A 14,335-nucleotide genomic window follows, 5' to 3' on the forward strand; every position below is an offset into this window, starting at 1 on the left:
GCAGCCCACTCACCTTCCCGTGATTTGTAGTTTACCGAAACCCCTATGGACTGATTATAAAATAAAAATCACTCAGCAGCACCGTTTTCATTACGTTTTGTGCCTTGAGTGAAGCGAAAGGAATGGATTATATTTATGAAACAGATAATTGCTGCATGTGGAAATGATTGTAGCGTATGCCCAAGGTATTTGCCAAAGACAGCTGAAGAATTACACAAAACAGCTAAATTATGGTATAAAATTGGGTATAGGGATAAGGTGGTTAGCAATAATGAAATAAAGTGTACTGGATGTAAGCCTAAAAATTGGTGTAGATATCAGATTATTCAATGTGTAAGCAGCAGAAAAATAGCAAATTGTGGTCAATGTGAATTATATCCTTGTGAAAAGATTAGTGAGACATTTAGAAAAACAATGATTTTTGAGCCAAATTGTAGAAAGACTTGTAAAAATGAAGAGCATGAAATCATGAAGAAAGCTTTTTTTGAAAAGAAAAAAAACCTAGATAACGAGTTTTAATAAATAACATAGAAGAATATAATGCTATGCTATCTATTCACCTGTAGGAAAAAGAATGACATACGAAGGGAAGAATTATATGAGAGAAATCATTAGAAGTGATGTTAATGAAGAATGGGCACACTCTGGAATTGTCGAGGCTGGTGATTTTGTTTTTATAAGTTATTGTGTAGGAAACATTGGCCAGTCTATTGAAAATCAAATAAATGGTGCATTTGACCATTTGCAAATGCGGTTGGAATCAATCGGGTTAACTTTAGAATCAGTCGTTAAGATGGATTGTTTATTTAGAGATATTTGGGATATACCTATAATGGAAAAGGTGATCAAAGAAAGATTTAAAGGTAAGTATCCAGCTCGAAAATCAATTCAAACAGAGTTTGCTCATCAGGGAGGTCAAGATGGGCTTCAATTTCAACTTGATGCCATTGCATTTAAAGGATAGTTTAAGAAGAAGTCTTCCATGAATTGTTTGAGATACATGGAAGACTTTTTTAAATAGCCAGGAAATTATTCCTTTATAAAGGTTATTACTGATGCAAACGGCTCTGTACAAGAGAATCCTTCGGGTATTAATTCTCTGTTTGTCATGATATCAAATCCATCTATTGGAGTAGAGGAAAGCACTTTTATTGAGAAATTGTTTTTAGTCTTTGCCAGTTCATTGGCTAATGTAAAAGCATCGGTTATTGACTTGGCAGTCAGTTTATTAATAGTAAAATAGTCTTGAGAATTATCATCAGTCATAAATTTTTCTACATTCTCGTCAAGTTCGAAATCATTTTCGATGACAAATTGAGGGCGGATAGAAGAATCAGATGCATTATATACCGGATATTCACGATTATCATTGTTGGTAGCATCCACATTGTACCATTTGTCATTGATCTTGAATTTGTTCCAGGCATGCCCCACACCATTCATTGTTCCTGTTATAGTAATTGCATCAATACCTGCTTCTCTGCACAAGAGTGTAAATGAAGCAGCATAGCTTGCACATACTCCCACTTTTTTAACAAGTATACCGTAAGCATTGAAGGAGTCCTTAAAAATGTCGTCAACCTTTTTGTAATCATTTTTCTCACCGTTCTTTAATGCTTCCCAATCATATTCTGCAGAATTGGTGATATAGTCGTGAATCGCTTTTTCCTTTTCAGCTAAAGACATGCCCGGCTTGATAATTTGAGAAATAACCTTCTTGGCTTCAGCCTTAACTGCACTTATTTTTGACTGTATATCATTGTCAGGTGTATAAGTAACACTTAATTTTTTGTTATAGTAATCAAAACTAAAACCTTTTGCATCCATAACCAAAGGCTCTTGTGTGAAAATTTTGAAAACCAGGTCTTTAAGATAGCCCCAGTCCATGGCTTCATCGTATGCACTTACGTCAATGTCTTTATTCTGTTTTATCATGTTTTCGGTCAGATAGCTGTATAGGTCATTTTTAGCAGGTTTAATTTTTTCAGCGGTATCCTCTTTTTTAGGATCTGGCTTTTCTTCTTTTATTTTAGATTCATTTGTGCTTTGAGGAACAGGAGGATCTATAACACCGTTATTGGATGTTATTTTATCCTGTGATTTTTGAAGTTCAGCAAGTAAAGCATCCTCTTTATCTTCGCACATAACTTCTGTTGTTCCGGTGAAAGGAGTATTGAGTATCTTATATGGAAGAGTATATCCGCTAAGATAACTTCTTGTAAATTTTGCTGCATTTTTGAAGTCAAATTTGACTTTGTAAGGCAGCACTGGTGCATCGTAGCCTGCAAGTGTTGATAAATCCACTGCTGATGGAAGGTCTTTAAATGATTTATAGGATAATTCAATTCTGTTATCCCCATCCTTGTAGGACATGGTTTGAGGGATTAACTGGTCATAGTCTTTAGAGTCAATAACGTTACTTAATCTTGACTCTTTACCGTCTTTTACAGCTACAACTGCATACCGATCCATAAAATCAAAATTTATGGTTTCCTTATGTTCTGGTGGTGTAAAGCTGCTGTATTGAGTATCTTTTGTGGTTGCAATAACCTCGTCCAATACATCATCAAATCCTGCATAGACTTTATACTCATCTGCACCTTCGACTTTGCTCCACTTCAGAGTAGCCAAACCTTGTGAGGACAGAGAAAACTGAAGGGTTGGGATGTCGACAGGTGTTGATACTGTAAACATCATACGTCTGAACTTATCAAGCTTGGTGAATTTATTTGCTTCTATATCGGCTTTGAAAACGATATAAAAGCTTGGACCTTCACCCCATACATATTGATCATCATAGCTTTTTCTAAGATTTGGGCCTATTGGAGGTGAAATAACCAGTGATGCTGTCTTATAATCCTTTGAAGGCTCAAGATCGATGGACGCAAAAACCTTATTAAGGCATGCAGGATCAGAGTAAACCTCTGCATAGTCATTTCCTATGTGGCCGTCTTTGTAATCGTAATATTTAATAGGAAATATAAATTTCCTGTCGGGTGCTACTCCAAGTTTAGGCTTTAATATTTCGAATCTTGCACCATAATCTCTTTGACCTGAAGAATCTTCTGTACCTATGTATTTTGAGCTTATTGTAATAGTAGAAGTGTTGCTGTTCCAATTGATAGTGGCACCTAATGTTTCCACAACATAGCGTAACGGTATAAATGTCCTGCTGTCTTTAATGATGGGTTTTGTATCCATATAGGTATATGCAGGCTTTTCAATACCTTCGGTACGGGTTATAAGCATTTCATCACCGATGGTTAGTTGTATTGTAAGCTTGTTTTTTGAAATTAATATCAATTGTTTGTTGTACTTTTCTTCAAAATTAACGGTGGCATTAAGCTTTTCTGCTACAAACCTCACGGGTACCATGGTTCTGCCAGCAGTGTCAATGAACGGCTGGGCATCAAATTGGATAAGACTACCATCAACTATAACGGATATTCCCTTAGAAGCCATTGATATGTTTGGTACAAATGAAAACAAGAAAGTGAAAATCAATAAAATTGTAAGTGTCTTTTGTAACTTCATAAATTATTACTCCCCCCTAGCTTGGTATAGTATTGCTTTCCATAACTTACTTATATTATCACTTTTATTACCTAATATCAACAGAAACAGAATGGATATAATTGTTGGAAACATTGTATTTCTTTTGTATACAAATATAATTGATAATTGAGCAATTGAAAACAAAACTTGTAATGCCGGGTGGACTTTGATGTCATATATTAGCAAGAACACACTTTGGTAATAGATATAATGAGTGAAATACAGTGAATAAAACATACGATATAAAAAATCCGATGGCTCCTCCATGGTTTATGTATCCATACATCAGCAGATACAGCATTGGTTGGCGGATGGAATCTGGAGAGGGTTATATATTCAAATTTGGGGAATGGTATTGTGCTTTATCTAATGAAGAACAGAAACAATATCAGCGAATGTTTCCTACACCAAAAGGCTGGGTTGGATGGTATGAAGAAGATTCTCAAGAAGAGGATTTTTACGATAGTGATGGATATCTTCTTTGGAATAAAGATGGTAATATGAATTATTCGCTTGGTGATTTGCAAAAGGATTTTCGATCAGGCAAAAATTTAAAGTATCTTTTTTTCTGGGGACATCAACCATCTTATGATGGTAGTATAACAAAATCCTGTTTGAGTCAGTGGTGGATGTCTGATTTTAAAATTGATACAAATACATACTGCTGTATGGAGCAGTATATGATGGCTGAGAAAGCACGGCTGTTTATGGATGAAGAAATATTAGAGCAGATATTAAAAAGCAAGGACCCTAAGCAGATAAAGGGATTGGGAACAAAAGTAAGAAACTTTGATGAAAAGGTATGGAAGAGTAAGCGATACTCCATAATTTTAAATGGTAATTATGCGAAGTTTGTCCAAAATGATAGTCTTAGACGATTTTTAATAGAGAGAAAAAATAATGTAATTGTTGAAGCCAGTCCTTATGATAATATATGGGGAATAGGAATAGCGGCTGATGACAATCGTATAGAAAATCCTTCGGAGTGGAAAGGTTTAAACCTTTTGGGGTTTGCCTTGATGGAAGTGAGAGATGAACTTATTCGGATTTGTGAAAATTATGATAAATTGAGCTTGCAAGGGCAATAAGGCATTCGTAAAATGAGATACAAAATAAAACTTAAAAAAATTTTAAACATCATAATAATTTTGCTTATTAGTTATGTTATATATGTAACGGTTGATATATATTTATATGCAAACACCAATGAGATGACGAAGTCTGATGCCGCCATAGTATTGGGGGCAGGGGTTTGGGGAAACAAGCCTTCACCAGTGTTTGAAGAAAGAATCAGGCATGGAATCTGGTTGTATAAGAACGGATATGTGGACAAGCTGATCTTCACTGGTGGAAAAGGAAAAAATAACATTCGTTCAGATTCAAGCATAGCAAAAAGTTATGCAGTAGAAAATTTAGTACCTGAGAATGATATTTTTATAGAGGAGCAATCTACAATCACTCAGGAGAACATATCATATGCAGCAAAAATCATAAAAGAAAATAGTATGTCTGCTGTAATAATTGTGAGTGATCCATTACATATGAAAAGAGCAATGTTAATGGCTGAAGACTATGGACTTAATGCTTATTCTTCACCCACGCCATCAACAAAGTACAAGACCATGAAGAGCAAGTCCTTGTTTATGATGCGAGAGGTGTTCTTTTACATTGGATATAATATATATAGACTGTTTTAAAAGGCAGCCTAACATTTACGGTATTAAGATGTTGCAATCTACCTCCGAATTGTCAGGAGTCACAAGCCTTACTCTATATTCGCCATAAGCCTTTAGGTTGCTGCGGCTAATTGTTACAATCTGGGCACCTGCCCTTGATGGTGTTCCCACAAGAATCAATTGGTTGTTATACAACTTAACGTCGGAAACATTAAAATTATAAACCATAAGGCCGCATTGTTCAGGCTTTATAGGCTGGAATTTTTCATGAAACCCCAATGTTCCGAAAAAGTCTTTCTCATTTTCTTTGTTTTTTGGTACCACGAGAAGGCGGTGTAAGTTATATTCGACTTGTTTTGGGATATAGCACCACATTCTTTTGTAGTTTGCATTCCAAGATGGGTCGTACAACGGCCGTTTATATACTGGATTTATATAGTTATAACTAAAAGGAATTTTCTCTCCTCCCGGGATTATAGATTGCAGGTTGTCTGATTCGGTTTGACTGCCTAAAACACTATCGCAGGTTTTCTGGCGAATTATTTCATCTTTTAAAGGAATAAAGTAAGAAAGTTCCTTTTTAAGTGCTGCGTTTTCAATAAGCAATTTTTCTTGGGATTTGTATTCATTTTCAAGAGGATCAAAAGCACCTACAGTATTTTCCTTGATTATTTGCATAAGGTATTCATACCTAATGACATTATTTCTAATGAAATCTATTTCGTAACCCCCTGAGGTAGAAAGTTGAAATAGAAAGTCCTTTTTGTTTACCCCTGGGGGCAGTAAATCGTCTTGTACAATAGAAACTATTTGGGCTCCGGCTTGTTTTGGCTCACCTATCAATGCTACCTGGTCTTCGAATGTTTTTACATTTCTTACATTAAAACAAAAAATCAAAAGGTTTATATTACGATGATTATCTAGTGGAGCAATGGGAGGTGATTTTGGAGAGTACCCTAAACTTCCGACTATATCGTAGTTGGCACTTCCTCCTATTGAGAATGCAAATATTTTGTGGTGGGCTTCCATATTTTTTACCGGAATATCCAACCAACCTCGGTAGAATGTTGATTTCCAGCTGGGGTCAAATATAGGTCTAAGATAAAGCGGTTCATTGTAAAGGAATCTAAATCTCACCCCTTCGCCGTTTCTTACAACTTTACTCAGTTTAGATTCTGATAAGGGTGGAGGTGGGGTAAAATGAGCATAATTATGTACGATTCTATCATCCTTTTCATAGACGATTTTTTGTTCTTGATGAATCAGTGAATCAAGCAGGTTTTTAAGTTTGTGTATGTCTTCTAGCATTTTATTTTCATTCGGGTTGCTGTTAAAAACCCCTATATTGTTATCAAATATTGCATTTGCAACTAAACCACCCCCAATAATCAATGTCAACAGATATGCTGTCAGCATTAGTCTTTTCTTCTTTATAGTGATAATAAATATTTTCATTGCCCAACCACTTCCTTCCGTAAAATCATATTCGATATGGCTTGGAATTAGAAGGTAAAGTGGTTATAATATGTATTGGAGTCAACAAAACAATATTAGAGTATTAATATGTATAAAAAAGACAGGAGCATTCAAATGATTAGAAAATTTTGTGTATTGGTTTCAATAATTTTAATTATTAATATGTCTGTGCCCATAAGCGTAACGGCTCAGGATGAACCGATTAATAATCTGCGGTTCAAATCAGTCGCAGCCGGAACCAATAACACAGCAGCAATAAAAGAGGACGGGACAATAGTTGCATGGGGTGAAAATAACTATAACCAATGTATTATACCGGGTTATATAAATAATGTTAAACAATTGGCCAGTGGTTTGGGTTTTATTTTAGCATTAAAGGAAGATGGGACAGTAGAGTCTACTACCGACCTTGGGTATAACAAAATGCCTTCAAATCTAAAAAATATTATACAAATATCGGCAACATCGGATTTTGCATGTGCATTAAACGCCGATGGAAATGTAATAGTTTGGGGAATGACTGTATACGGTCAGCACAACATTCCAAAGGATGTTATAAATGTTAAATCAGTTGCAGCAGGATATGGACATGTTGTTGCATTAAAAAGTGATGGCACTGTTGCCGCGTGGGGAAGTAAGCTGGAAAAACAGTGTAATGTGCCTGTTGGTCTTAAAAATGTCAAAGCAATTTCAGCCGGTGATGATTTTTCTGTGGCATTGAAGGAAGATGGGACTGTTGTTGCCTGGGGAACAAACGAATATGGAGAATGTAATGTTCCGGGAGGTCTTAAAGGTGTAAAAGCAATTTCGGCGAGAGGAAACCATACTTTAGCTCTAAAAGAAGACGGTACTGTTGTTGCTTGGGGAAAAAATGATGTTGAACAATGTAGTGTTCCCCAGGATCTAAAGGATGTAGTTTCCATTTCGGCAGGAGGGTATCATTCGGTTGCATTAAAAAGCGATGGGACTATAGAAACGTGGGGTTATAGTGCATATGGACAGTGTATTGTACCTTCAAAAATAGGCAAAATTAAAAGTATTCAATCATTTCACCATAGTAAATTAATTGTAAGTGATAAAGGTGTTACAGCATTAAAATTTTATTACAATACGAATTTGAAAATACCAAATACAGATTTTACCGATATAAAAAGTGTTTCTGGGAAAGGGGCACATATTTTAGGTCTAAAAGAAAACGGGACTGTTGTTGCTGTAGGGAATAATATTTATGGAGAAGATGATGTTCCTAAGGATTTGAATAATGTAAAGTCCATAGCAGCAGGTTATAATCACTCTTTAGCATTGAAAGAAGATGGCACTGTTGTTGCCTGGGGATTAAATGATAACGGCCAATGCAGTGTTCCCGTAGGCCTTAGGAATGTAAAACAAATAGCTGCAAGCCAAAGCCATTCAATGGCATTAAAGGAAGATGGCACTGTCGTTGCCTGGGGAAATAATGAAGGTGGGCAGTGTAATGTTCCAAAAGGATTGAAGGATGTTAAATCTATTGCTGCATGTTACAGCTCTTCTTTTGCATTGAAAAAGGATGGGACTGTTGTTTACTGGGGAGCTAATAACTATGAATCCTTAAAATTACCAGATGACATTAAAAATGTAAGAGAACTGATTGCTGGTGATTTGCATATGGTTGCATTGAAAGAGGACGGCACTATTACTGCTTGGGGAGACAACGGATTAAATCAGCATTATGTACCTGATGGGCTGAATAATGTTAAGCAGGTATCAGCAGGAATGGATCATACAGTTGTTTTAAAAAATGACGGCACTGTTATCGGATTTGGGATGGTAGCATTTACAATTCCCAACTTTTATTCAAATGAAACAAATCAAAACCAAGAGACATTTTCCATATCCGGATTTGTATCTCCGGATATAGCAGGTTTGGACAAAAATGATATAACCAAAAGAAATATCAGTGTTGAACTGGTTGAGTTGAAAAGAAAAATGTGGACCGGTAGTGATGGATACTTTAAGTTTGTCAATGTACCCAAAAACTTACAAGGATATACAATAAAAATTGTTAAAAGTTGTTATATGCATAGGTATATACATAATATTATAATAAATAATTCAGCAGTAGAACTAGGTTTGATAGAAAACCCCATTTATATATGGGGAGGGGATTTTCATAAAGACAATATTATAAATATGCAGGATCTGATTGTATTGGCCAAGGTGTTCAATGTTGACAGTGATAATGAGTGGTATAGCGATATATACGACCTAAACCTTGATAAAGTTATCAATATGAAAGATGTATCCATAATGGCAAAACACTTTTATGCTACCGAGTATCCTCAACCGCAATAACAATAAATATATAACAGATTTCGATATGTTTTTATTGATTAACGATAAATATTATGCTAAAATAAAATTAACAATAAATAAGCGAGGTGCTTTTATGAAACGAGTAGAAACACTCTTTTTAAAAATAGCTGTAATACTTATTGGAATTCCGGTTCTTGCTCTGTGCATATTTTGGTTGCCCGGCTTTATAGACTACTTACCTTTTCCCGTCATAATTGCTGCATATATATCAGCTATTTCCTATTACTTTGCTCTGTATCAGGCATTCAGGCTATTATGCTACATTGACAAGAACAAGGCTTTCTCAGAATTATCTGTAAATGCACTAAAGAATATAAAGTACTGTGCAATCATAATCAGTATTTTATTTGCAGTAATCGCACCACTCGTATTTCCCGTAGCGGACGCAGATGACGCTCCCGGTCTTGTGGCATTTCCATTGCTCATTGTTTTTGCTTCTTCTGTGATTGCAGTCTTTGCAGGGGTGCTTCAGAAGCTTTTAAAAGAAGCCATAGATATAAAATCTGAGAATGATTTAACTGTATGAGGTGATAATATGGCAATTATAATTAATATTGATGTTATGCTTGCAAAAAGGAAAATGAGCGTCACAGAGCTATCTGAAAGAGTTGGAATAACAATGGCTAATCTCTCTATATTAAAAAACGGAAAGGCAAAAGCAATCAGATTGTTAACTTTGGAGCAGATTTGCAAGGCTTTGGAATGCCAGCCTGGAGATATTTTAGAGTACAAGAGTGACGAAGAGTAATTAAAAAAGCCGTAAAAACAAATAGTTTTAATTTCTTAGGATATCTCACCAATAAATTGTAAATGATATACTTGTAAAGGAAGAACCTAATTAGTTTTATATAAAACGAAGTATGTGTAACCCTAAATTTGCTATAATAAATAATATCTCCTTTGGTCAAAATAGGTTATGTAAACAAAAATACCAAGGAGATATTTTAATGTATCAAATTATTACAAATGCTGTTACTAGAGCAATAGTTGCCTACCTTCTTCTTTTAGTCGTTGCAAGGCTTATGGGGAGAAAAGGACTTTCTCAAATGACATTCTTCGACTTTGCTGTAATAATAACTTTAGGGTCAGTAACTGCCAATCTGGCAATGGGGCCGAATAATACTACTGCTAATGCTGCAGCTGTCCTACTAACACTCGGTGCTCTTGCGATTATAACCGGCTACCTGCATATAAAAAGTGTTTGGGTCAGGAAACTCACCAACAGTGAGCCTGTTACAGCTATTGAAAACGGGAGGATTATTGATAAGAATTTAAAAAAGGTACGCTTCACCATGAATGAGCTGACTACCCTTTTAAGAGAAAAGAATATATTTAATTATGCAGATGTTGAGTTTGCTATTATCGAAAATGATGGTCAGTTATCCGTCCTTCCTAAATCACAGAAGGCACCACTAACACCATCTGATATGAAAATTCCAACAAGTTATAAAGGCTTGACAAAAGATTTGATTATGGATGGAAAGGTATTAGCAGAAAATTTAAAATCAGTGAATCTGGATGAAAGTTGGCTAAATACTCAGCTATCAAGCCAAGGTGTTTCGAAAGTAGAACAAGTTTTTTATGCAGGGCTTGATTCTGAAGGAAGCCTTTATATATCCGCTAAACAGCCGGATGCTGAGGAAAAGCATGGACAATACGGAATAGAATAGGGAGGCCAAACACTTGAGGAACAGAACAATAACTTATGGACTTCTTGGTATTATTCTCCTAATTTTCACCATATATTTTGCTGCTCAAAGCATAGCTTTTCCTTCAGGTGAGCCAATTGTCAGCCAACTGAATAATATAATAGAATATGCACAACATGATAAATGGGAAGAGGCTGAACAATCTGTCACTAAACTACTTGAATCTTGGAAAAAATGCAAATATCTCCTTGCAATCAATTATGCGGAAGCTGATTATTCCCTTTTTTTGGACAATATATCTAGAATTAAGGGTGGAGTCAAAACTAAAGATGTAACGGAAACTGTCAATCAGTCATTATCAACTTTGAAACTATGGGAAAATTTTAGGAAGTTTATACCAGATCCATAAGGAGGGCTATATATGGAAGCGCTAATATATATTTTCCGTTGTGTTCTTGTTCTATTGTTCTCATGGTTTTGCGTAAGATTAATCGGAAAGAGGTCTATTTCACAATTAACCTCTTATGACTTCACAGCTTTAATGATTTTGGCAAATGTTGCAGCAGAGCCTTTAGTGTTCAAGGTAAGTTCAAAAGCATTTTTGGGCTCAGTAACAATAGCTGCTGTAGCTGTCATCATAGGTCGGATATCTTTGAATAAGAAATTCTATAACTTTGATGCAAAACCGGATATCATTATTGTAAACGGAAAAATAGACAAAAATGCTTTAAAACGTAATAGAATGAATTTACCATTCTTAATTTCCTTATTAAGACTGCAAGGATACACAAAGGTATCTGATGTAGAATTTGCAATAATAGAGCCTGATGGTAATCTTTCAGTAATCCCGACATCCCAAAGCCGTCCGGTCACACCAAATGACTTAAAGATAGACACTCCATATGAAGGAATTACATTGCCACTAATCATCGACGGTGAAATTCAATACAATAACCTCAAATTTGCTAAGTTAGATAAGGCATGGCTAAACCAGGAAATAAAGAAATACGGTGCTTCAAAAGCTGAAGATATATTTTTAGCAGAATTGGATACTAGCGGGAAACTGAATATTGATTTGTATAAAGAATCCCCTGATCATAAGCCTGGGATTATTTAATGCATTCAAATTATGGAAAATTCAACTTTATCCCAGTTTGACTAAAAATTTATTGACAAGTTATAATAAAAAACGCAAATAATAAATCTGAAAATACATTTAGTGAAGAAGGTGAAACCATGTCAAGTCGAAAAAATCCTTTAGTACCGGAAAGCAGAGAAGCACTTACAAAGTTCAAAATAGAATGTGCACAAGAAATTGGACATCTTCAGTATATAAAAGAAAACAATGACCATTATAAGGGAGACGTTCCAGCAAAACAAAACGGTTTGGAAGGCGGGCCAATAGGCGGTCAGATGGTAAAAAGAATGATTCAGATGGCAGAGCAAATGATTTCCGAATAATATAGCTTGAGACATCAAGGAATAGACAGAGTGTTGAAGCATTGTCTATTCCTTACTATTTATAAATGATAGGATATATACATATTTTGCCTTATAATAATTTGGTATACATAAAATAATAAAAACCTCCACAATATATTAATGCAATATATAACCATTCTAAAAAAACAGGAGGTTAAAATTATGGCTAATAATAATAATAATCATAAAGTAGTACCACAGGCAGCAAATGCTTTGGATAAGATGAAATACGAAATTGCTTCACAGGTTGGAGTAAATTTAAAAAATGGATACAATGGTGATATAACTTCCAGGGATGCAGGTAAGGTTGGAGGAAATATCACAAAGAAATTAATTGAAATGGCTGAAAAGCAGCTTTCAAACCAGAAATAATTTATAGGCGGCAATTATACAGCATGTTTCAATTAAGCTAAATGAAAAGAATTAAAATAATATTTTATATGAAAAACGCAGTTGTTTGACAATTGCGTTTTTTCTATGTCGTGCATGGGGGACTTCAGAATTTTGCTTAGTGATGGCATTCAATCTATAAATATGATAATATATTGGATTAAGGATATATTGTGGTTTACTGCACGTCCATATTTTTGGGAGGATCACTGAAATGAAAGGTAAAACAAATTGCGATTGCTGCATGAATTATATATATGATGATGAATATAACTATTATGTATGCCAGGTTAATTTGGACGAGGATGAAATGGGTAAATTTATCAGCAACACATTTAACAATTGCCCATACTTCCAGTTTAATGACGAGTATAAAATAGTAAGAAAGCAGATGTAATACATATCCTGTATAATAATTTTTATCAATAGGGGCAAAATAAAGAATAACTTTTTAAAGGGTGATTATTCTTGTTTGGCCAAAAAAATGATAAAACAACTAAAACAACAAATAAAATATCTGATAATAAATACAATAATATATCATTAACAAAACGTCTTGAGGAAAACATAACATTACTTGAAAACATATTTTCAGGTGATGAAATGCTGGTCACAAGAAGGTTTCAAAATAAACATTTGATCCAGGCAAAATGTTGTATATTATATATTGAGGGCATGGTGAATTCTGAAATTATCAATGAAAACATAATTATGCCTGTCTTAAACAACAACCTGGCAGAAGAATTAAACAAGACAAATCTTCTGGAGGAACTACAGCATAAAGTAATAGCATCAAATAAAGTCATTATGACAAATGATTTAAATAAAATTGTAAGAAACATAACTTATGGAGACACAATATTTTTACTGGAAGGATATGATAAAGTTCTGGTAATAAGCTCAAAAGGCTGGCAGTCAAGGTCAATCAGCGAGCCGGATTCTGCAAGGGTGATACGCGGGCCAAGAGAGGGATTTACCGAATCAATAGCTGTTAACCTATCCCTAATTCGGAGGAAAATAAAAAATCCGGATTTGAAGTTTAAATTTAAGGAGCTTGGAGAGAGAACACGAACTGTAACTTGTATCTGCTATTTAGAGGGATTGGCATTGGAAAGTATAATAAATGAACTTGAGCGGCGCCTTGACGGCATGGTAATTGACAGTATATTAGATTCGGGATATATACAGGAGTACATTAAAGATGAGCCCTTTTCACCATTTGAGACTATAGGTGCCAGCGAAAGGCCCGATGTTATAGCATCCAAGCTCTTAGAAGGTAGAGTAGCCTTATTTGTTGACGGCAGTCCCTTTGTACTTACGGTACCCTTTGTGCTGGCAGAAGCCACCCAATCAAATGAAGACTATTATAACAACTAGGTCGATTACAATACAAACAGGTTTGTTAATGATTTTCTTTGCATATATTATGTACAAAAACATTATGGAAATGAAATATTGGGCTTTTAATGTGTATCAATACTATTCATTTCCCTTTCAAGTAATTCTGCCTGTTATCGTTTGGATTATAATTGAAATCAAGTGCAAAAGAAAGGTAGTTAAATAATAAATAATAAGTCAAGGTACAGTCTGTTTAATTGAAACATCTATAATAATATTTTTCATAATAAAACCTACTGTTAGCCCAAGTATTATACAAAGAACAGGTAACCATATCGGGCCAAATAAAAATCCAAAAATTCTTAACGAAGGGGAGTAGATTACACCTACTGTTGAAAATATTGCTGCTATTCCAAA

Annotated in this window: 16 protein-coding genes and 1 pseudogene; 14 read left to right on the forward strand and 3 right to left on the reverse strand. The window is 34.9% G+C overall.

Features of this window, described 5'->3' with window-relative positions; genetic code table 11:
• Positions 1-135 precede the first annotated feature (135 nt).
• Positions 136-519, forward strand: a complete 384-nt coding sequence (locus tag VIO64_RS08740; RefSeq protein WP_331917214.1) for a DUF3795 domain-containing protein — start codon at positions 136-138, stop codon at positions 517-519.
• A 79-nt stretch (positions 520-598) separates the two neighbouring features.
• The gene (locus tag VIO64_RS08745) at positions 599-964 is read left to right on the forward strand and encodes a RidA family protein (protein ID WP_331917216.1); all 366 of its coding nucleotides are present in this window, start codon (positions 599-601) and stop codon (positions 962-964) included.
• A 65-nt stretch (positions 965-1,029) separates the two neighbouring features.
• On the opposite strand, the gene VIO64_RS08750 is transcribed toward VIO64_RS08745, so the two are convergent.
• Positions 1,030-3,534: a stalk domain-containing protein gene (locus VIO64_RS08750; protein ID WP_331917218.1), complete on the reverse strand. Its 2,505-nt coding sequence runs from the start codon at positions 3,532-3,534 to the stop codon at positions 1,030-1,032.
• Between the two features lie 245 nt (positions 3,535-3,779).
• On the opposite strand from VIO64_RS08750, the gene VIO64_RS08755 reads away from it, so the two are divergent.
• A complete protein-coding gene (locus VIO64_RS08755; protein WP_331917220.1) occupies positions 3,780-4,643 on the forward strand; it encodes an NADAR family protein in 864 nt (287 codons plus the stop codon).
• Between the two features lie 12 nt (positions 4,644-4,655).
• Positions 4,656-5,252, forward strand: a complete 597-nt coding sequence (locus VIO64_RS08760) for a YdcF family protein (protein ID WP_331917222.1) — start codon at positions 4,656-4,658, stop codon at positions 5,250-5,252.
• A gap of 15 nt (positions 5,253-5,267) precedes the next feature.
• On the opposite strand, the gene VIO64_RS08765 is transcribed toward VIO64_RS08760, so the two are convergent.
• A complete protein-coding gene (locus tag VIO64_RS08765; RefSeq protein WP_331917224.1) occupies positions 5,268-6,686 on the reverse strand; it encodes a hypothetical protein in 1,419 nt (472 codons plus the stop codon).
• A gap of 135 nt (positions 6,687-6,821) precedes the next feature.
• Here VIO64_RS08765 and VIO64_RS08770 point away from each other — a divergent pair, with 135 nt between their 5' ends.
• From VIO64_RS08770 to VIO64_RS08815, 10 genes are all read left to right on the forward strand, one after another.
• The gene (locus tag VIO64_RS08770; RefSeq protein WP_331917226.1) at positions 6,822-9,038 is read left to right on the forward strand and encodes a hypothetical protein; all 2,217 of its coding nucleotides are present in this window, start codon (positions 6,822-6,824) and stop codon (positions 9,036-9,038) included.
• Positions 9,039-9,132: 94 nt separating this feature from the next.
• Positions 9,133-9,585 (forward strand): DUF2975 domain-containing protein, encoded by a 453-nt coding sequence (locus VIO64_RS08775; RefSeq protein WP_331917228.1) that lies wholly within the window; start codon positions 9,133-9,135, stop codon positions 9,583-9,585.
• Between the two features lie 9 nt (positions 9,586-9,594).
• Positions 9,595-9,807, forward strand: a complete 213-nt coding sequence (locus VIO64_RS08780; RefSeq protein WP_331917230.1) for a helix-turn-helix transcriptional regulator — start codon at positions 9,595-9,597, stop codon at positions 9,805-9,807.
• A 199-nt stretch (positions 9,808-10,006) separates the two neighbouring features.
• The gene (locus tag VIO64_RS08785; protein WP_331917232.1) at positions 10,007-10,729 is read left to right on the forward strand and encodes a DUF421 domain-containing protein; all 723 of its coding nucleotides are present in this window, start codon (positions 10,007-10,009) and stop codon (positions 10,727-10,729) included.
• 13 nt (positions 10,730-10,742) lie between these two features.
• The gene (locus tag VIO64_RS08790) at positions 10,743-11,117 is read left to right on the forward strand and encodes a DUF4363 family protein (RefSeq protein ID WP_331917234.1); all 375 of its coding nucleotides are present in this window, start codon (positions 10,743-10,745) and stop codon (positions 11,115-11,117) included.
• 12 nt (positions 11,118-11,129) lie between these two features.
• Complete coding sequence (locus VIO64_RS08795; RefSeq protein WP_331917236.1) at positions 11,130-11,825, forward strand: DUF421 domain-containing protein; 696 nt, start codon at positions 11,130-11,132, stop codon at positions 11,823-11,825.
• 119 nt (positions 11,826-11,944) lie between these two features.
• Positions 11,945-12,169 (forward strand): alpha/beta-type small acid-soluble spore protein, encoded by a 225-nt coding sequence (locus VIO64_RS08800; RefSeq protein WP_331917238.1) that lies wholly within the window; start codon positions 11,945-11,947, stop codon positions 12,167-12,169.
• 183 nt (positions 12,170-12,352) lie between these two features.
• Positions 12,353-12,562 carry an alpha/beta-type small acid-soluble spore protein gene (locus tag VIO64_RS08805; protein ID WP_331917240.1) on the forward strand — a complete coding sequence of 70 codons (210 nt, stop codon included), beginning with the start codon at positions 12,353-12,355 and terminating at the stop codon, positions 12,560-12,562.
• 232 nt (positions 12,563-12,794) lie between these two features.
• Positions 12,795-12,977, forward strand: coding sequence for a DUF6472 family protein (locus VIO64_RS08810; protein ID WP_331917242.1), 183 nt, complete (start codon positions 12,795-12,797; stop codon positions 12,975-12,977).
• 71 nt (positions 12,978-13,048) lie between these two features.
• Complete coding sequence (locus VIO64_RS08815; RefSeq protein ID WP_331917244.1) at positions 13,049-13,957, forward strand: spore germination protein; 909 nt, start codon at positions 13,049-13,051, stop codon at positions 13,955-13,957.
• Positions 13,958-14,155: 198 nt separating this feature from the next.
• On the opposite strand, the pseudogene VIO64_RS08820 reads toward VIO64_RS08815, so the two are convergent.
• Positions 14,156-14,335: pseudogene (locus VIO64_RS08820) on the reverse strand (hypothetical protein); the annotation flags it as partial.

Origin of the sequence: Pseudobacteroides sp., from assembly GCF_036567765.1 — a bacterium.
Classification (GTDB): domain Bacteria; phylum Bacillota; class Clostridia; order Acetivibrionales; family DSM-2933; genus Pseudobacteroides.

Excerpts from the sequence above, each read along its gene's own strand:
- VIO64_RS08750 (WP_331917218.1), bottom strand. The coding sequence starts at position 3,534 with ATGAAGTTACAAAAGACACTTACAATTTTATTGATTTTCACTTTCTTG.
- VIO64_RS08745 (WP_331917216.1), top strand. The coding sequence starts at position 599 with ATGAGAGAAATCATTAGAAGTGATGTTAATGAAGAATGGGCACACTCT.
- VIO64_RS08785 (WP_331917232.1), top strand. The coding sequence starts at position 10,007 with ATGTATCAAATTATTACAAATGCTGTTACTAGAGCAATAGTTGCCTAC.
- VIO64_RS08810 (WP_331917242.1), top strand. The coding sequence starts at position 12,795 with ATGAAAGGTAAAACAAATTGCGATTGCTGCATGAATTATATATATGAT.
- VIO64_RS08800 (WP_331917238.1), top strand. The coding sequence starts at position 11,945 with ATGTCAAGTCGAAAAAATCCTTTAGTACCGGAAAGCAGAGAAGCACTT.
- VIO64_RS08805 (WP_331917240.1), top strand. The coding sequence starts at position 12,353 with ATGGCTAATAATAATAATAATCATAAAGTAGTACCACAGGCAGCAAAT.
- VIO64_RS08780 (WP_331917230.1), top strand. The coding sequence starts at position 9,595 with ATGGCAATTATAATTAATATTGATGTTATGCTTGCAAAAAGGAAAATG.
- VIO64_RS08795 (WP_331917236.1), top strand. The coding sequence starts at position 11,130 with ATGGAAGCGCTAATATATATTTTCCGTTGTGTTCTTGTTCTATTGTTC.
- VIO64_RS08760 (WP_331917222.1), top strand. The coding sequence starts at position 4,656 with ATGAGATACAAAATAAAACTTAAAAAAATTTTAAACATCATAATAATT.
- VIO64_RS08775 (WP_331917228.1), top strand. The coding sequence starts at position 9,133 with ATGAAACGAGTAGAAACACTCTTTTTAAAAATAGCTGTAATACTTATT.
- VIO64_RS08740 (WP_331917214.1), top strand. The coding sequence starts at position 136 with ATGAAACAGATAATTGCTGCATGTGGAAATGATTGTAGCGTATGCCCA.
- VIO64_RS08765 (WP_331917224.1), bottom strand. The coding sequence starts at position 6,686 with ATGAAAATATTTATTATCACTATAAAGAAGAAAAGACTAATGCTGACA.
- VIO64_RS08770 (WP_331917226.1), top strand. The coding sequence starts at position 6,822 with ATGATTAGAAAATTTTGTGTATTGGTTTCAATAATTTTAATTATTAAT.